Annotated in this window: 16 protein-coding genes; 2 read left to right on the top strand and 14 right to left on the bottom strand. The window is 52.9% G+C overall.

Features of this window, described 5'->3' with window-relative positions; genetic code table 11:
- The first annotated feature begins 2 nt into the window (after nt 1-2).
- Both ACWAU0_RS01110 and ACWAU0_RS01105 read left to right on the top strand, forming a co-directional pair.
- Nucleotides 3-3,029 (top strand): type I restriction endonuclease subunit R, encoded by a 3,027-nt coding sequence (locus ACWAU0_RS01110; RefSeq protein ID WP_458138074.1) that lies wholly within the window; start codon nt 3-5, stop codon nt 3,027-3,029.
- 67 nt (nt 3,030-3,096) lie between these two features.
- Entirely contained in the window at nt 3,097-3,369 is a 273-nt protein-coding gene (locus tag ACWAU0_RS01105; protein WP_281021170.1) for an HU family DNA-binding protein, read from the top strand.
- A 13-nt stretch (nt 3,370-3,382) separates the two neighbouring features.
- Here the strand turns inward: ACWAU0_RS01105 and traN are convergent, their stop codons facing one another.
- From traN to traL, 14 genes are all read right to left on the bottom strand, one after another.
- Nucleotides 3,383-6,166, bottom strand: coding sequence for a conjugal transfer mating pair stabilization protein TraN (gene traN / locus ACWAU0_RS01100; RefSeq protein WP_458138073.1), 2,784 nt, complete (start codon nt 6,164-6,166; stop codon nt 3,383-3,385).
- Nucleotides 6,166-7,197 carry a TraU family protein gene (locus ACWAU0_RS01095; protein WP_458138072.1) on the bottom strand — a complete coding sequence of 344 codons (1,032 nt, stop codon included), beginning with the start codon at nt 7,195-7,197 and terminating at the stop codon, nt 6,166-6,168. Before ACWAU0_RS01095 ends, traN begins: the two co-directional genes overlap by 1 nt.
- Nucleotides 7,194-8,339, bottom strand: coding sequence for a TrbC family F-type conjugative pilus assembly protein (locus ACWAU0_RS01090; RefSeq protein WP_458138071.1), 1,146 nt, complete (start codon nt 8,337-8,339; stop codon nt 7,194-7,196). Before ACWAU0_RS01090 ends, ACWAU0_RS01095 begins: the two co-directional genes overlap by 4 nt.
- Nucleotides 8,340-8,391: 52 nt before the next feature.
- Nucleotides 8,392-8,955, bottom strand: a complete 564-nt coding sequence (gene lepB, locus ACWAU0_RS01085; protein WP_523070751.1) for a signal peptidase I — start codon at nt 8,953-8,955, stop codon at nt 8,392-8,394.
- Nucleotides 8,956-8,958: 3 nt separating this feature from the next.
- Nucleotides 8,959-9,276, bottom strand: a complete 318-nt coding sequence (locus ACWAU0_RS01080; protein WP_281021161.1) for a hypothetical protein — start codon at nt 9,274-9,276, stop codon at nt 8,959-8,961.
- Nucleotides 9,266-11,680 (bottom strand): type IV secretion system protein TraC, encoded by a 2,415-nt coding sequence (traC, locus tag ACWAU0_RS01075; protein WP_281021160.1) that lies wholly within the window; start codon nt 11,678-11,680, stop codon nt 9,266-9,268. The genes ACWAU0_RS01080 and traC overlap by 11 nt, the downstream gene beginning before the upstream one ends.
- Nucleotides 11,677-11,940 carry an RRXRR domain-containing protein gene (locus tag ACWAU0_RS01070; RefSeq protein ID WP_278211041.1) on the bottom strand — a complete coding sequence of 88 codons (264 nt, stop codon included), beginning with the start codon at nt 11,938-11,940 and terminating at the stop codon, nt 11,677-11,679. The genes traC and ACWAU0_RS01070 overlap by 4 nt, the downstream gene beginning before the upstream one ends.
- A gap of 7 nt (nt 11,941-11,947) precedes the next feature.
- Nucleotides 11,948-12,247, bottom strand: coding sequence for a TraA family conjugative transfer protein (traA, locus tag ACWAU0_RS01065; protein ID WP_278211042.1), 300 nt, complete (start codon nt 12,245-12,247; stop codon nt 11,948-11,950).
- A 126-nt stretch (nt 12,248-12,373) separates the two neighbouring features.
- Nucleotides 12,374-12,901, bottom strand: a complete 528-nt coding sequence (locus ACWAU0_RS01060; RefSeq protein WP_278211043.1) for a TraV family lipoprotein — start codon at nt 12,899-12,901, stop codon at nt 12,374-12,376.
- On the bottom strand, nt 12,898-13,704 hold the full coding sequence (locus ACWAU0_RS01055; protein ID WP_278211044.1) for a DsbC family protein: 807 nt from the start codon (nt 13,702-13,704) through the stop codon (nt 12,898-12,900). Before ACWAU0_RS01055 ends, ACWAU0_RS01060 begins: the two co-directional genes overlap by 4 nt.
- A gap of 28 nt (nt 13,705-13,732) precedes the next feature.
- Entirely contained in the window at nt 13,733-15,088 is a 1,356-nt protein-coding gene (locus tag ACWAU0_RS01050; protein WP_278211045.1) for a TraB/VirB10 family protein, read from the bottom strand.
- Nucleotides 15,088-16,041, bottom strand: a complete 954-nt coding sequence (locus ACWAU0_RS01045) for a type-F conjugative transfer system secretin TraK (protein WP_458138070.1) — start codon at nt 16,039-16,041, stop codon at nt 15,088-15,090. The genes ACWAU0_RS01050 and ACWAU0_RS01045 overlap by 1 nt, the downstream gene beginning before the upstream one ends.
- Nucleotides 16,038-16,649 carry a TraE/TraK family type IV conjugative transfer system protein gene (locus ACWAU0_RS01040; RefSeq protein WP_278211047.1) on the bottom strand — a complete coding sequence of 204 codons (612 nt, stop codon included), beginning with the start codon at nt 16,647-16,649 and terminating at the stop codon, nt 16,038-16,040. Before ACWAU0_RS01040 ends, ACWAU0_RS01045 begins: the two co-directional genes overlap by 4 nt.
- The gene (gene traL, locus ACWAU0_RS01035) at nt 16,646-16,927 is read right to left on the bottom strand and encodes a type IV conjugative transfer system protein TraL (protein ID WP_278211048.1); all 282 of its coding nucleotides are present in this window, start codon (nt 16,925-16,927) and stop codon (nt 16,646-16,648) included. Before traL ends, ACWAU0_RS01040 begins: the two co-directional genes overlap by 4 nt.
- Nucleotides 16,928-16,995 lie beyond the last annotated feature (68 nt).

The raw sequence follows: 16,995 nt of genomic DNA, 5'->3' as shown, positions 1-16,995 counted from the left end.
GGATGGTCAGCAAAACCACCGAGAAAGAACTGGAAATTGCCATCGAAAAACAGCTGACCGGCACCTGTTTGGAAGCCCAAAAGGGTGTTGCCGAAGTCGGCGATCTGCCGTTCAGCCCCAACCACGGCTACCAACTCGGCTTGCCACAGGATTTCAACGCCCGTTACGCCATCGACAGCAAACGCTTTTGGGCGTTTTTGGAGCACACCCAGCCTAAAGAGCTGGAAAAATTGCAAAAGCACGGCGGCGATTTGCAGCTTAAAGTGTTGGAGCGCTTCGATAAGCTGATCAAAAAATACGGCCTGCTGCATTTGCTGAAAAAGGGTTTGAGCGTCGACGATGCCACCTTGCACTTGATGTATCCGGCGCCGTTGGCCAGCAGTTCCGAAAAGGTGAAGCAGAACTTCGCCGACAACATTTTCAGCAGTACCCGCCAGGTACGTTATTCCTTGAGCAATACCCTGGAAGAAATTGATCTGGTGTTGTTCATCAACGGCTTGCCGTTTGCCACGCTGGAGCTGAAAAATCCCTGGACTGGCCAAACTGCCCGTTACCACGGCCAGAAACAATACCGCGAAGATCGCGACATCAATCAGCCTTTGCTGCAATTTGGTCGTTGCCTGGTACACATGGCAGTGGATACCGATGAAGTCTACATGACCACCAAACTGGCCGGGCCGCACACCTTCTTTTTGCCGTTCAACAAGGGCCACAACTACGGCGCCGGCAATCCGCCCAACCCAAACGGCCACAAAAGTGCGTATTTATGGCAGGAGGTGTTTAGCAAGGAGAGCGTTGCCAATATCATTCAGCATTTCGTGCGATTGGATGGCAGCAGTAAGGAGCCGCTGGATAAGCGAACCTTGTTTTTTCCGCGTTATCACCAACTGGATGTGGTGCGCAAACTGGTAGCGCATGCCAGTCAAAACGGCGTGGGGCAAACCTATTTGATACAACACTCGGCGGGATCGGGTAAATCCAATTCCATCACCTGGGCGGCGTATCAATTGATCGAAGCCTATCCGGCCAGTCTGGATACGCCGGGTGCGGTTGACTTGGAAAAGCCATTGTTCGATTCGGTAATTGTCGTCACCGACCGCCGCTTACTGGATAAGCAACTGCGCGAAAACATCAAGGATTTTTCCGAAGTCAAAAACATCGTCGCCCCGGCGTTCAAGTCTTCCGAGCTGAAAAGCGCCTTGGAGCAAGGCAAGAAAATCATCATTACCACCATCCAGAAATTCCCTTTTATCATCGACGGCATCGCCGATCTGAGTGACAAACGCTTTGCGGTGATCATCGACGAGGCCCATAGCTCGCAGAGTGGTTCCGCGCATGACAATATGAACCGGGCGATGGGCAAAAGCGAGCAGGCTGATGAAGAGCTGGATGTGCAGGACAAAATTCTGCAAGCCATGCAATCGCGAAAAATGCGTGGCAATGCCTCGTATTTAGCCTTTACCGCGACGCCAAAAAACACCACCTTGGAAAAGTTCGGCGTTAAACAAGCGGATGGCAGTTTCGAGCCGTTTCATTTGTATTCCATGAAACAGGCGATCGAGGAAGGCTTTATCCTGGATGTGCTGGCCAATTACACCACGTATAAAAGCTATTACGAGATCCAGAAATCCATCACGGATAATCCGCTGTTCGACAGTGCCAAGGCACAGAAAAAGCTGCGCGCCTATGTCGAGCGCCACCAGCAGACCATTGCCGTGAAAGCGGAAATCATGCTCGACCATTTCATTCCGCAGGTGGTCAACAGCAAAAAACTCAAAGGCAAAGCCAAGGGCATGGTGATTACCCAGAACATCGAAGCGGCCATTCGTTATTACCGGGCGATTAGCCAGTTATTGAAGGACCGCGGCAATCCGTTCAAGGTAGCCATTGCCTTCTCCGGCACTAAAGAAGTGGATGGCATCGAGTACAGCGAAGCGCAGATTAATGGTTTTGCCGAAAATGAAACCCGCGATTATTTCGATCAAGACGAGTACCGCTTGTTGATCGTCGCTAACAAATACTTGACCGGATTCGATCAGCCCAAGCTCAGTGCGATGTATGTCGATAAGAAGCTGCAAGGTGTGCTGGCGGTGCAAGCCTTGTCGCGCTTGAATCGAGCAGCACCCAAGTGGGGCAAGAAAACCGAAGATTTGTTCATCCTGGATTTCTTTAATTCGGTGGACGACATTAAAACCGCCTTCGATCCGTTTTATACCGCCACGCGCTTGTCGGAAGCCACGGATGTTAATGTATTGCATGAGTTAAAAGATGCGCTGGACGAGGTGGCGGTGTATGAGTGGTTTGAGGTTGAGCAATTTGTCGAACTGTATTTTAGTAATGCCGATGCCCAGCAGCTAAGCCCTCTGATCGATACGGCGGCAGACCGATTCAATCAGGAATTGGCGCTTGATGAACTGGCTAAAGCCGACTTCAAGATCAAAGCTAAGCAGTTTGTCAAAATTTATGGGCAAATGGCGTCTATCATCCCGTATGAAATTGTTGTTTGGGAAAAACTGTTCTGGTTTCTGAAGTTTCTAATCCCCAAACTGATCGTGAAAGACCCTAATGCGGATCAGATTGATGAATTGCTGGAGTCAGTGGATTTGTCATCTTATGGTTTGGAACGGGTCAAACTCAATCACAGTATTGGTCTGGATGCCAGCGAAACCGAGCTGGAGCCGCAAAACCCCAATCTGCGGGGAACGCATGGCAGTGGTGAGGAACACGATCCTCTGGATGAAATCATCCGCAGTTTTAACGAACGCTGGTTTCAGGGTTGGGGCGCAACGCCGGAAGAGCAACGCATCAAGTTCATCAACATCGCCGACGGTATCAAAGCGCATCCTGATTTCCAGGAAAAATATCAAAACAACCCCGACGTGCATACCCGAATCTTGGCGTTCGAAAAAATCTTTGAAGACGTGATACTCAAGAATCGCCGTAATGAACTAGAGCTATATAAGCTGCTTGCCAACGATCCAGCATTTAAAGCCGCTATGCAGCAGAGTTTGCGGCAAATGGTGGCTTGATCGTACTGAGAAATGTATTACTTTAATTAACTAAATTTATTAACTTCACTAACCATTAACTCTAATTATGAACAAATCTGAACTTATCGACGTCATCGCTAGCTACGCCAATTTGACCAAAACCGACGCCGGCCGTGCATTGGATGGCATCACTCAATCCATCCAAGCTGCTTTAAAAGCTGGCGATTCCGTGGCACTGGTGGGTTTTGGTACTTTTGAAGTGAAAGAACGCGCCGAACGCGCTGGACGTAATCCGCAAACCGGTGAAGCGATTACGATTGCCGCCGCTAAACTGCCATCGTTTAAAGCCGGCAAAGGTCTGAAAGACGCGGTTCAGTAAGGTTTAGGCCGCATTATTGCGGCCCCATGCCCCAGCCTTCCAGTTCCGATTGCCGTTTGACCGTAGGCACAACCAGATCGGTCATTCGGCCTTGGGTGCGGGTTAAGGTATCCTGCCGACCACTGGAGGCGGCACCGTATTTCTGCGGATTGAGTCGGCTGCCACTGCCGGTTAATTGATCGATATTCAACATTGCTGCGGCGTTGGCGTCTGTCGGCAAATGCCCGGTCTGCGCCAGAATGCCTAACCATTCATCCAGATTGACCTGAGCCCAGTCCACGCGATCCAGGTCCGATACTTTGATACCGGTACAGCTGGGATTTTCCGGCGTACCAAAATCCATTCCCAGTTGTGGCTTGATTTGTTCGTTGAGAATGCGTGCCAATGGCGAGTTATAGCAGCAATAACTTTCCTCGCGCTCCCAGCACACACCCGCCACCTTGCTTTTGCAGAATGTGCCTAAGTCCTTGCAGACTTTCAGCTGCTTTTTCGCCGCCAGTTCGTATTCAGACTGCTCGCAGGAATACACCATCTGGATAATCATGATGATGATCATCACCACGGTATAGGCCCCCATCAAGGTGCTGAGCATTTCACCGGCCACGGCTGCACCGCCGCCGAGTTCAACGCCGCCGGATTCCGCTGCAGGCGTTAAATTGCCTGCCGAATCGAAGGCCGCCTGGCCACCGGCACTGAACAAGGCATTACCCGCCGCTTCGCCAAAGGTACTACCGATCCATTCCGCTACGGAATTGGTCAGTTCGCTTTTGAGTGCATCCAACAGTCCCTGTTCGGCAATATCGGATACGCTGAGCAAATCGGAACCAACCAGGTCATTGACGCCGGAGGCAAAACTACTTTGTACGCCATTCCAGGCATCGCCTGCCATTGAGAACGGTGTTCTCAGGGTTTCCCAGGCACCACGAATCGCTGATGTACTGTCCATGGTCATAATCGCATTGTCCATTTGACTGGTGGTCAGCAGTAAATCGATGTATTTTCCAAGCCCCATGCTGCCCGAAGGCGTTTCGCAGCAATCCACCAGATTCAAGGCACCGCCGACCATTTTGCAAGTGGCATCCTTGCCTTTGAACACCTGGCAGGAGGTCGGATCTTTCTGCTGCAGATCAGCATTGGCATAATCACAACTCAAATCCATCGCCATTTGCTGGGCAGTATTGAGTAACGCTACCGCCTTGCTGAAATCCTGACTTTGCGTACGGTTCAGCGTCACGCAGTCTTCACCCATGCAGCGAATCGGGCCCGCACATTGTTGCTGGGTGCTGCTTTGAATGCCGGGAATGGCCACCGATTGGCCACAGTCATAGGTATCGACGCTATCCCAACAGGTACCGGAGCCCAATACGTCTAAGCACTGGCTTTTCATAAACGAACAGCCGCGAGTTTCCAGTGCAGAACAGCTAGTGGTGGGTGCAGTACCACTCGGCGGTTGCAGACAATGCGTGCCAGCGGTGTCGGTCCAGCATTGCCCCGTGGCACTCAAGTCGCATTGGCCAGATGCTGAAATACTCATGCAGGTATTGCGAATCCCAATTGAACTGGCCACCGGTGCTTGACTCAAATCCGACCCACAAATCAGAATCTGCGACGTCGGATCTACATAGCAGCCAGTGTTATTGGCAGGATCATGGGTACAGCTGAGTTGACTGCCCGCCTGGCAAATACCATCGGTAATCGCGTTGGCCAGGTTTTGGCAGTTCGGTCCGCTCCAGCTCCATTGATCCTGACTGATCAGTTTCGAGACATCGTAGCGCAGGCGAATCCGTGAATAGCCTTCACCATTGCCACCGACCATCGTGTCCTGTCGAAACACCTTATTGCCGGTGCTGTTGAAGGCATAGGTCACATCCGTATTTGGATGATCCACCCAGCTTTTGCTGAGCTCACAAGATCCTCCCCAGCCCGAGGAGCCCGTATAAATCAGATTACCGCCGTAATACACCCGTGCATGGTCATCAAACTCCACCATTTCCAACGTGGCACTGGTAATCGCTTCTGGGTGGATGACGTTATAAGTGACTTGCCAGGTAAACACCCCACAACCGGCTGACCAGTAATTATCGCCGACCACACCCACATACAAATCCATACAGCCCGGACCGCAGCTTGAGATGCCGCCGTTACCGGACACATAGGTCAGTAGCGGTTCGACTTGGACTTGATGCGTCGCCGTGCAACTGGACGGTATGGTCGGTTGGCGCAGACACAGTTGATAATCCGGCACCTGTACCGCATGGCTGGTCGCCGTTTGGGTCGTCACCGTGGTGCAGTCCGAGAACGACTGCGCCCAAGGCGTAAAATGGGCAAACACTTGATCGCCAGCATTCCAGACCGCATCGTTTTGTAAATCCGGATGCGACTGGTGGGCATTGTTGACCAGGGTGCGATAGGCATTGCCGGTGGCACTGCTTTCGGTATTCAACGAGGTTTGCGCATCCAAACCCGCGGCAATCGTGCCGGGGTTGTTGCCATACAGACTGGTGATATTGGCGGTCGTGCTGTTGGTGGTATTGGCATCTGGAAACAACGTGCTAATCGAGATCGTGCTTTCCTGCGCCGAACCCGGATTCAACGTCATTACGCCACTGCCGTTATCCAGGGGAAATTGAAACCCACCTATAATTTGTTGCCCGGTCTGCTGTCCCTGTTGGCCTGCGGCTTGAATCGCATCCGCCCAGGACACCCCAAACGGCGTCCAAGCCAGAGTCACACACAATAGTGCAGACAGCGTCTGCACAAATGATCGCTGCGGATCGAATAGCGTTCTGTAACCCATCACAACCCCACACAGCAGTCCTGCCAGCGCCACAGCAGGTAAAGATGATCTTCACCAGGCCCCGGAAAGGTACGTCCCGCGCCCCATTTGAACGTCGTCTCGCCAATGACATGGTTGGATTCAGTTTCCGCGACCGGATAGAACATTGACAGCCGGTATTGTGATTTGGGAATGAAGGGATAAATTGAGCCACCGCACAGAGACTCATTACCTGATGTTTTCCAGGCTAGGCCGCGGCGATGTAATGCTGCCGTTGCCCGTGTCGCCAGCAAGCTGGTAATTCGAGGATCAGTGCCGTAACTGGTCGGCGAAATGCCGGAAAGTGGATACATATGCCCCCAAGCACCGGCACACCAGAACAAAGCATCCAAAGGATTACCGGTAGCCGCTGCCGCCGCATCAGCCACACACGCTGAAATAGCCACCGGATTGGCAAACAGCGCCGTTTCCGGACTGGTAAAAAACGCCAGTAAATCGCTATTCCAGGTCGGATCCAGTTCCGAGACATACAGCAAATCAAAATCCCGGTAGCCGTCACTGTTGCAACGACCATCCCAGAACAGATCGAGCATGATGGTCAATGGAAACGCAAAATAGTGGTAATTGAAAAACGACATTTCACTGGCGTCGAAGTTAGCCTTGCCGGTGGTGGCGATCAGACGCACATTCGATGCACTGAATTTATGCCCACCCAGCGCCGGCGAGCACCAGGGATTGCGGACGATCTCAATCAACCGAGCCGGATTCCATAAACCCATGGTCATCCCCAATTCTGGTATGCCCATGGGATCGGTACAGAAACAAAACTTCTGATCGGTAGCGATGCTCGGCACATTGCCGCCACCCAATGAAGCACCGGCGGCGCGAATCGGAAACAAACAGCTCCAGCAAATATCGGTGATGAGTTTGCCTGACCACAGTTGGGCATCGGCGCACAACGGATCAGTGGTGGTAGTCGTGGTATCGGCATAAAGCAGGCTTGCGAGAGTCAGCAGCACCCCAAAAACCCAGTGGAAAACGCATCGCTTCATGATGGCGCTCCCTGTAAAGATGGTACTTTGCGTTCATGAACCACCAAATGGTTGCCGGCCTGTTCGACAATCGCTGGTACCTGCTGTAATTGAAAACGACTGCGCACATCCGGTGTCAATAAGTACACCGGTGCCTGTAACGCAGTTTCCAAACGCTTTAAACTGTCCCACCCGGACTGGCGCGGCAGCGACGTGGCCAAATACAGCACACGGGCTTTTTTGTCCTGACAGGATTGACGTCGAATCAGTTCGACCTGAGCCGGTACCGTGGCATCGAACACCATCAGGCATAAGCCAAACGGCATCTTGTCCAATGGATTGACGGTTTGGCCGGCTCGGATAATTAATTGGCCGTTGGGCGCTGCCAGATCGCGCGGTGCGGTGATGGTCAGATCCACAGGCCGATCGATATCCTTCTGAGCAGCTGGCAGCACTTCAAATTTTTGCTGGTCCCAGAACCGAGCGATGGCTTGTTGCTGCTTTTTTTTCCAGTCGATGGCCGCCATCCGGCGTTTGATCTCTTCCAGTAAATCAATTTCGGCAATCTCGCTGACATCGCCCAAGGTGCCTAAATCACCCTGTTTGCCGGCTTTGATCTGCTCGTCCAGCCAGGACAAACTGCTGACACCACTAACGTGTAAACGAGATTGTCCGTCTTGTTCGACGACAATGTCCGGTACTGCGGCTACCGACCAGCGTTGAAAGCGGGTGGGATCAATGACGATGTTCGGCAGAGGATCAATGCCTTTGAGTAAACGCTTGAGGTCTGCCATCAACGCCGGTAGTTTTTGACCAGGCTTAGGGCCACGAAACACCAGTAACACATCATCCCGCCCTGCAGCTTCTTCAAAAATGCCTTTTAGCGCCGCATCACCGAGCGAAAATGACACAAATAACAGTTTGAGCGGTTTGTTCGATTGGTTTGTCGAAAGGCTGCTTTCGGTTCCTATCGATAACGCAGAATTTTGAATCGATTGCGCGGTTTCTAAAACTTGCATCGCCTGGCGTTTCAGGTCCAACGGTTCAGTCTGACCGTTCAGCCATTCAGTGCGAGGCTGGCCTTCCAAAGCTTGCAATATGGTCTGAGAACGTTGCAGCCAGGCTTCTTCAGCAAAGACCAAGTCAGTGACCAATAAACCCATCAAGCACGCCATTGGGCTAATCAGCCTTAGAAGCCGCTTTTTGTATGGATGATCAAAACAACGCATAAGCCCGCCCAATCACCTGGTGGTCGTAGACATAACCCCAATAGCGCGAGTCAAAACTCTTCGGCGTTTGACCGGTCATCCAGTAGGCTGCCGGCGGAATCGTTTCATTGCGCTTAAAACTGCTGGCGGGCTTTTTGAGTTTTTCAGCTAACGGTAAACCTTCGATGATCAATGAACCGTTGACCGTAGTTTGATGGCTGTCGACCTGAATCCGATCACCTGTGACACCGGCGGCAATCTTGACGATGATTTGCCCGTCCTTGAAATACGGCGCCATGCGTTCAGCACGAAAGGCCATCAGATCACCTCGCCAGATGTCTTTGTTATAGGTGTCGATCAGATAGATCCACTTGTCCGGCAAACAGCGATCCATTTGATCGTCGCCGCCGATCAGAAAGCGTTGACCGACGTAGCGTTCCACCGCCAACATCAATATCAGGATGGGCAGCGCTTTGAGCAAGAACATTCCGAAAGCCGCTTTGGTTTGGTAAGGCCTTACTCGGGCGGGTTTAGATTGCGCAGAGATTGATGAAGATTGAGTGCCGCTCATAACTCACCGAACTTGCGCTTGAATGTATAAATCACTGGGCGCAGCGACCACGGCGGTCGAATCGATCACCAGATAACCGGCATCACTGAGTTTTTTGGCTTGGCCTTGCCAGTCGTCAACCATCTTGGCCATTTGCTCTTGCGTAGAATTCGGCGGTATCGCTTGAATCAGCTTCGCTCGGTCGAGGATAAATACCGGTGTCACGAGATTGAGTCGAGCAATCGGCTGCTGCAGTTGCTGATGCGCAGCAAACCAGCCGCCCACGGAGCCTAAACTGGCGGCGATCAACACCCCACTCAGCCATTGTGATTTAACGTCCATGGCTCACCTCCCGAGGTTTGGTTTGTCGACTGTCGAGTAGTTGTTGAATGGCATCGCCTAAGCTCAAGCCTTGCCGACGCAACTGCTTGAGTGCCTGCACATCTTCCGGTTTGGTGGAAAACAAAATGCGCTTGAAGGGGTCGACGACCAGGCGGCCGATGCCGGATCCCATTTCGGTGATGAAGAAGATTTCCGAATAGGCGCCGGGCAAGGTATGCACGGTTTTGAGTAACTCGTAGCCACCATCGGAAAGTGGCAAGCGCCGATCTTGCTTCATGCCTTCGATGACTTCGGCTTTCTGGCCCAATAGATACATATTCGCCGAGTTCTCGACAATGGCCCGGCCCGCTGCATTGCGGTATAAATCGTTCACTGACTGGGTGATAGTGACGGCGGCACCGCCGTATTTCCGAAAGCGCCGGTAGCCGTGTTCCATAAACTTGGCGACATCGCCTTCGGTGAGCAAATCCCAAGCCTCGTCGATGATGACGATCTTGGGCCGGTTACGTTCGCCCAGATACATCTCCTGCTGGATTTGGTAGATCAGTTGCAACAACACCACCTGTTGCAAGTGTTTGCGGCCCTTGAGTTCTTCGAGTTCCAGCACGGTGAAGTCGCTAGCGAATTTGGCGTTGTTGCGGCCATTGAAGTAACGGCCGTATTCGCCTTTAGTGGTGAAGGGAAACAACTGCTCGCCGACATCTTTTAAGCGTTGGTCGGTTTCGGCGCAGAGCTGACTGGCAATGTCATCGACCGACATGGACTGGGCTTTTTCAGTCCAGAGTTGCTTCAATATCCGCTTGAGGCCTGCGGTCTGAAAATCGGTCAGTTTCTCGGTCGGTGCCGCCATCTGGCTGAGCAAGCCGGCTAACATATCGGCTTCTTCCTCGAAGTTTTGCACGATCTCAAACGGGTTCATGCAAATCCCCGAACCGTGGGTGAATTTCACAAAGTCACCTTCCAGCACCTCGCAGAGATTTTCATAAGAGCGGCCGACATCGATCGCCCAGATTTGCGCGCCTTCGGTCAGGTAGCTGACGATGATCTCGTTGGTCAGGAAGGATTTACCTTTACCGGATTCGGCGGCAATGCAGAGGTTGTAATTGCCCGTGGTATCAAACAGCGACACCGCCATGTGTTCGCCGTTACGCGAGACGAAATTCAAGGTCGGTGTGCCAGTGCCCGCCCAGTCACCGAATAGCGGTAACAACGGAATCGCATGGCGAGTGGCCAGGGTACGGTAACGCTTGAGATCGGCAATCGCCGACCGCTCGGGACCAAATGGCAAACAGTTGAGGAAAAACGGCAGGCAAAAATACTTATCTTCCAACAGCTGAAAACCCAGCTCCCGAAAATACACCCGCGCATTGGAGACGGCGGCCGATTCTTCGTGCTCATCGCAAAACAGCAGTACGCCAAAATAACTACGAATCGGCCGGTCGCCGTCGCCATAGGCCTCGAACAAGACGTCGAAGTTGTGTTTGCGCTGCACCAATGCCGGCAAAAACCGCGCAATCGGCGTGTTGACCTGGTTAGTAATGAATTGCCGCACACCTTCTTGGCGGGTACGGGTCGATTCGGCATCCGGGTAATGCAGGGTCAGACTGAGTAAGGCATTTTGGCGAATCCCGCGGGTACCGGACAAAATATCGCCCAGATAGCTTTTGGCACTGCCAAAGTAAAAATGATCCGGTGTGCGTTTGGCGGATAAGGTCTTCACGCGCTTATTGCCGAGCCAGACACCTTTTTCATCGGTCTCAACCGCATTGTCGTAATCCAAGAGCTGATCACGAATCAGCTGGGTCGGATCACATTCCGGTACCACACGATCTTTCCAACCGGCATCGGGATTCCAATTGAGGATAGTATTTAACACCCGCACATACTGATCGGCATCCAAAATCGAGGGATACAAACCAATCGTTGATAAGGACTGCTGAGTGGCGAGTTGCAATTCAGTCGCTCGTCGAATTTCGGCTTCGTTGGGTCTGGGGTTGGCGATGGGTAATTTCACCGTGACGATCACATGACTGCGTCGTAATCTGGCCCCTGAAATCGCTTCTGGCGGTTTGGTCGTGCCTTGGCGCAAAAACTCAATGCTGGCACCGGTCATGGTTTTATAGGTGTTTTTTTGCTGTTTAATCCGCCGAGTTTGCATCACCGCCAGCGATTCCTCGATGTCTGGCGAGGTCCATAAGCTCACTTGCAGCAAGGTCTCGGTCGGCCAGTCCTGGTTCAGCAGCACGTTGACGCGGGCCGCGACGCTTTGATCGGCGCCAGTTAGTGGTCGGCAGATAAAACCAAAACTGATGCTGGCGTCGGCCAGTAAAAATAAATGATGGTCGTTGTCATAGGCTAAGGCTGAAAATAAGCTATCCGCCGTATGGGTTCGGGAGGCTTTCACTTCGATACCTCTTCGCTGTACAGCACGCTCATGGCGACTGCTTGATGCGCGTGCAACAAACGTATGGTGTAAGGATGGCGGCTGACCCGTATCGCCCGCTTTTGGCGTAGCAGTTCCCGTGCGCGCGCCGGATGACAGGGATTGAGCGGTGTGCCATCGGCGGCCTGAACGCGAACCGTGTGGTCGGTCGTGTGTTCGGGGTTACGGCGGTCACCCGCCGCCAGCTCGGAAGGGGTGTGTGGTCCGGTGTGATGAGTCATAACGTGCTTACAGGGTTGCCGTGACGATATTGGTGATAATGGTCGGCGCTGCGAACAAACCCACGCCACTGGCAACACCCAGGACAAAGCCCATGATGCTGCCACGCACCACACCGGCGACCAGACCGACGATCACGAATACGATGGCAATGATCCGACCGAGTAAGCCTTCAACCCAGCCGGTCAACAAGGTCCAGACGTTGTTGAACTCGGTACCGCCGGTACCGGCCATGGCGTCGGACGCCATCAAAAGGAAAAAAAGCGATGCCAGGGCCACGAACACCTGGCTTCGAGTAGACGACTTCATTGAAACGACCTCTTGTTTAAGTAAAGACGGTTGCCCGTCTGGTCTCGGAAGGAATTTCCGGCTCAATAAAGCGGTCGCCCGCTAAGGCTCGCCAGACCCGAAGGCTCGGCGGTGAAGGTGTGTGGTTTAGTTTTTGGTGACAGGGTTGTTCAGCGTCGGCTGCATATTTCGCGGTTCACCCTCATCCGCATCCGCTAAGGGGCGCTTTTCCGGCGCGCGTTGCTCGACTTGCAATGGAATCAGCGAAGGACTCAACGTCGGTGCCGACTTACCAATCATCCAGCGCCGGGGTTCCAGTTCGGTGTAGACGTAGTTCGACACCATCAAATCCCCTTCAGCATCTTCCCAAGGGGCAATCCAGATCCGCATCACTTGCGAAGGTGTGCGAATAGGGGTCGGGTCATCGATCTTGGGCACCGGTTGCTGGACTGCTGGACTAAGGTCACTAGCAGGTGCGGTTTCCGTTGGATGATCGGGATTGACTGTCACATCCGCTAAGGCGCGATTGGTTTCCTGATACGCCTGTGTGGTTGACAAACATTGCGGTTCGTCGGGCATGCCTTTACAGCCATATTCGGTGGTGGCACAGCCGGATAATAGGCCTAACCCCATCAGGCTGAAGGCATACAATGAAAATTGGTGGTTACGGCTCATGGCTTTTTCTCAGGCTTAGGGGTTTCAGACGCGGTTGCTTTGACGACCTCATGCGGTTTATTGGCTAACCAATCGGCTAACACTTCAGGTGCGCCACTGTGGGTACGGCCATCCGGGGCAATCAAAAACGGCACACCCTGCAAGCCAAACAGCTTGGCGGTGACCACGGCTTTTTGCAGCGGCTCTTTATTGCATTGGCCAGGTGGTTCGGTCGGTATTCCGACGTAGTCTTGCTTCAACAGTCGGTCGCGAACACTGTCTTTGAGTTTGGTATCGCTGGATCCCAACTGACAGGCCAGTTGCACGACGATGTTTTGCGACTCGGGGCCGAGGATAGGGACCATTACTAGTTTGAAGGTGTACTGGTCCTGCAAGGCTTGCAGCTCTTTCATCACCTTGCCGCAGTAAGGACAACGCGGATCTATGAACACCAAAACCGAAGTCTTGCCGTGACCTATCGTTACCGGGCCTAAATCGTCGACATTGAGTTTCATGCGTGACAGATCAATGCGGTTAGCAATCTTGTCGATGTCCGGCAGATCCTTGATCTCCTGTTGAGTCCAGATGTCCATCAATTTGCCGCCGTAGAATGCAAAGCGGCCATTGCTGGAAATAAACACCGTCTGCTCGCCGGACTTGACCATCTTCATACCTGAGATCGGTAAATCCTGCATGCCGTCGATTTTGATCGATAGCAAGCCTGCGGCAATCTCGGAAATCGCAGGTTTTTGTGGGTTGGCAGCCAGGGCAATCGATACCCAGAATAGCGTGGCCAGTAATAAGAGAATGTGGCGTAGCGTCATAACGACCTTTGAGTTGGGATTGAATGAATTAGCTCGGTGACTTCAGCTTCAGCGCCGTGCCTTTTTGCACAATGAAATTGACCTGGCGGGTGGCATCGACTTCGATGACCGGGTAAATCTCTTCGGCCATATCCATGTAAAAATGCGACAGTCGCTCCATGGCATAACCGGCACCTTTCAAGGCACCGCCTTCCATCGACTGTGAAGAAAAGGCGCTTTGGAACGGCGTGCTGCCGGCCAGACTGCCCAAACCGCCGGTCATCAACACCGGGATTTGATTGCGCCCAAAGGCATCGGAAAAGCCGCGTAAAAAGCCGGCCATCATCGATTGTGCCAATAACGCACCTTGTTTGGACACCACGCGACCGCGCACACCGTTTTTGCCATCTTCGCCGGTGGCATAGGCATTCATCGGTACTTCAATCACGCCACCGTCCTGACGAACACAGGAAAAGGTCTCGCCGCGAAAGTAAGCCCGTTCGGCACTCAAATCACCAAAGCCTGCGGCTAACAGGAAACATTCACGGACATCAGCATGGAAACGGTTGGGCAGAATGGCTTCTTTTTTGATGCGAAATAGCACCGGCATCGGTTCTTTCTTGGCTTTCTTGCCGGTCGGTGCATCCAGGCCGTTCAGCAAAACACCCGTCAAAATGCTGCCGGCCGGGATAAAGACTTCGCTGTGCTTGGCGGGTTGGTCACTTGCGGTTTTACCCTCGGTATTTGCAGTTGGTGACTTTTCGTCTTTGATCACCCGGATTTGCAAGGCGGTGGTTGGCTGACCGTTGGCGGATCGTCCTCCCGAGACTCCGGCACTACCGTGGCTAGATGCCGGAATAGCAGCTTGTTCGAAGGCGCTGTTCAGGTCGTTGTTATCTAGTGACGCGCGTGCGGGAAGTCGGCGGTCATTGGGATGGCTGGGGGTAGGGGATCCTGTGCTCGGCGTAGTTGGGCCATCACCCGACAGTTGAGTGACTGCCGTCGGTTTGTTTTTAAGCGACTCGACTTCACCGGACACGGCTTTTAACTTTTGATCATAGGCTTCCCGTTCGGCTTCAGTCCATTGTTTGAAGCGTTGCTCACCCGATTGCTGCTCGCGTTTTTGCTGTTCTTCAATCGCAGCCAGTCGACGGCTTTGCTCTTCGTTTTTTTGCAGTAAATCCCGTAGCTGGGCCGAAATGCCATCAATGCCAAGCGAACGCGGATCACTATCGGTGAGGATGTGTTGAATGGTGGCCTGTTTACTAAGCGGTTTGGTGACTTCCGGGGTGACGGTAGCCAAACCAATGATGGTGGCCAGCAAGACGCCGCCAATCCCACCCACCGCCAAATTACGTTTGGCCGTGGGGCTTAAACTCGACCACCATGAATCGACACCGACCATTAGCGTTGGCCTCCGGTGAGTAATGAGGGTCTGAGCGTGGTGGCGGTTTCAGGTGTCCGTCTCAATGCGACATACAATTCGGTGGACTCATTCAGTCCCAACACGACTTTAGGCCAGGCGGCGACCGCCAACACGTCGTCTTTGTTGGTCGCACATGCGCGCTCATCAAATTCCAACGGATCGCTGCCGGCATTGCGGGCCAGACCGACCAGAATCAGCATGTCCTGACCTTCCAACACTTGGCCGGTCCGAATCTGCACTTTATCTTGCAGGCAATGGATGTGTTCGGATTTACTGGGCTCGCGCAGAGAATAGCCTGCTGGTGTCTTTTGCAAACCAAGATCGCGGAATAACTTTTTTAGCTGAGTGATGTAGGCCTGTTCCTGATCGCTGGCCTTGCTACCGGATGCGGCAGACTGCTGTTGCAGCTTGGTCAGCACCTTGTAACTGTCTTTATCCAGGCTCAGATGAATCTCCCGGGCCGGGATACGTTTGGGAATCAGCGTCAGTGACAAGGCGATGTCCTGATTATCGCCCGGCGTAATGTACAAGGTCACCGGCGTCTCATCGGCGGTTGCGACATAAACGATTTTGCCTTTGGTGCTGGTCGTTGCCTGACTGGTGGTTGTGACCACCGGATTGTCGAACGGCGTAACCAAACGATTGAGATGACCCACTGCAATTGGCATCAGTTCGTTGATACCGGGTTTGACTTGAATATTTTGTGGTGCAACCGAGGACGTGACCTGTTGATTGGCCGCTTTTAAGACGCTGGCGTCAACGGGGGGGAGTTCGATACCCAGCGATTGTGAATCGCTCGATGGCACAGTCGATTCGGGTATGCGATCACCCACTGTGGTCACCGGCGGTAACACGGTGATCGGTAATTCCTCGGCGGACGCAGCGCTACTGATGATCAATAACAATGCCCAATGGCGGCAGGCTTTATTCATGGTTTGAGTTCTCCTGGCTGAGGTGGCAGGGCTTTTAAGCGTTCCACTGTTCTAGGGGCATCGGGATAGACATCGATAAACTCCAGACGCGGCCGGTAGTTTTTGATGGCGATGATGAATTCATAGGTACGCGGTTTAATGTCCGGCTTAGAACTGGGGCCTTGGCTTTTGAGTTCGCCGCTGACGAAGACCTTGTTGGTCTCGGCTTCGTAATCCACATGACGCGGGGTAAAGCTGATCGCCACTCGATCCATCTTGATGGCTTTGATTTGATCGGTCATGGCATCCAGGACACTTCGATAGATGTCCGGTGCCAGTAATGGCTCAATCGCGGTTTTCAGGAAATCGGCATTGGCGGGCGTGGTATTACCCAACAGTTCCGCCAGAAACAAGCCCCACGATTCCTTGAATTCACTGGAGGCCGATGTGCGGGTGACTTCGACCTCCTTGTTTAAGGTCGGTGGCACCAGGATGATGCTGCGCTCGGTCCGCCAGGCGGCCAGCGAGGTAATCACGCACACCACCAACAAGCCGATGATGATCACGCGGCTAAAGCGATTCTCGGTCTCGTGGCCGTCCCAGGTCTGCAGAAAATCCGATAACTTCATGGCAGAAATCGACGGATATAGGGATTGGGAATGGTCATTGCCTGGCTGGGCAGCAACCCTAACCAATACAAGGCATGTAAGGTATAACCGTCGGGCCGGTTATCACGAAAACGGCGGTAGAATTTAACCGCGATTAATCCAATGACCAGTGCAGGAATGAAGTGATCAATCAACATGCCGGTCAGCATGCAGACCATGAACGGCACAATCTCATCGGCACTCCACAACAGAATGTGGATCGGATCGTCGATGGTTTGGGGGATGGCAACGGGTTCCATAATGACCTCGGTTTAGGATGGTCATCATTGTGAAGTGATATTCAGCAAGGCATCTTGCAGCTAATGCC

The sequence above is a fragment of the Methylomonas sp. Uni0009 genome (assembly GCF_054188105.3).
Note: the sequence above shows the minus strand (reverse complement) of the source record. Positions and strands in the feature narration are given on the sequence as shown.

Excerpts from the sequence above, each read along its gene's own strand:
- ACWAU0_RS01110 (WP_458138074.1), top strand. The coding sequence starts at position 3 with ATGGTCAGCAAAACCACCGAGAAAGAACTGGAAATTGCCATCGAAAAA.
- ACWAU0_RS01105 (WP_281021170.1), top strand. The coding sequence starts at position 3,097 with ATGAACAAATCTGAACTTATCGACGTCATCGCTAGCTACGCCAATTTG.
- traN (WP_458138073.1), bottom strand. The coding sequence starts at position 6,166 with ATGGGTTACAGAACGCTATTCGATCCGCAGCGATCATTTGTGCAGACG.
- ACWAU0_RS01095 (WP_458138072.1), bottom strand. The coding sequence starts at position 7,197 with ATGAAGCGATGCGTTTTCCACTGGGTTTTTGGGGTGCTGCTGACTCTC.
- ACWAU0_RS01090 (WP_458138071.1), bottom strand. The coding sequence starts at position 8,339 with ATGGGTTTATTGGTCACTGACTTGGTCTTTGCTGAAGAAGCCTGGCTG.
- lepB (WP_523070751.1), bottom strand. The coding sequence starts at position 8,955 with ATGAGCGGCACTCAATCTTCATCAATCTCTGCGCAATCTAAACCCGCC.
- ACWAU0_RS01080 (WP_281021161.1), bottom strand. The coding sequence starts at position 9,276 with ATGGACGTTAAATCACAATGGCTGAGTGGGGTGTTGATCGCCGCCAGT.
- ACWAU0_RS01070 (WP_278211041.1), bottom strand. The coding sequence starts at position 11,940 with ATGACTCATCACACCGGACCACACACCCCTTCCGAGCTGGCGGCGGGT.
- traA (WP_278211042.1), bottom strand. The coding sequence starts at position 12,247 with ATGAAGTCGTCTACTCGAAGCCAGGTGTTCGTGGCCCTGGCATCGCTT.
- ACWAU0_RS01060 (WP_278211043.1), bottom strand. The coding sequence starts at position 12,901 with ATGAGCCGTAACCACCAATTTTCATTGTATGCCTTCAGCCTGATGGGG.
- ACWAU0_RS01055 (WP_278211044.1), bottom strand. The coding sequence starts at position 13,704 with ATGACGCTACGCCACATTCTCTTATTACTGGCCACGCTATTCTGGGTA.
- ACWAU0_RS01050 (WP_278211045.1), bottom strand. The coding sequence starts at position 15,088 with ATGGTCGGTGTCGATTCATGGTGGTCGAGTTTAAGCCCCACGGCCAAA.
- ACWAU0_RS01045 (WP_458138070.1), bottom strand. The coding sequence starts at position 16,041 with ATGAATAAAGCCTGCCGCCATTGGGCATTGTTATTGATCATCAGTAGC.
- ACWAU0_RS01040 (WP_278211047.1), bottom strand. The coding sequence starts at position 16,649 with ATGAAGTTATCGGATTTTCTGCAGACCTGGGACGGCCACGAGACCGAG.
- traL (WP_278211048.1), bottom strand. The coding sequence starts at position 16,927 with ATGGAACCCGTTGCCATCCCCCAAACCATCGACGATCCGATCCACATT.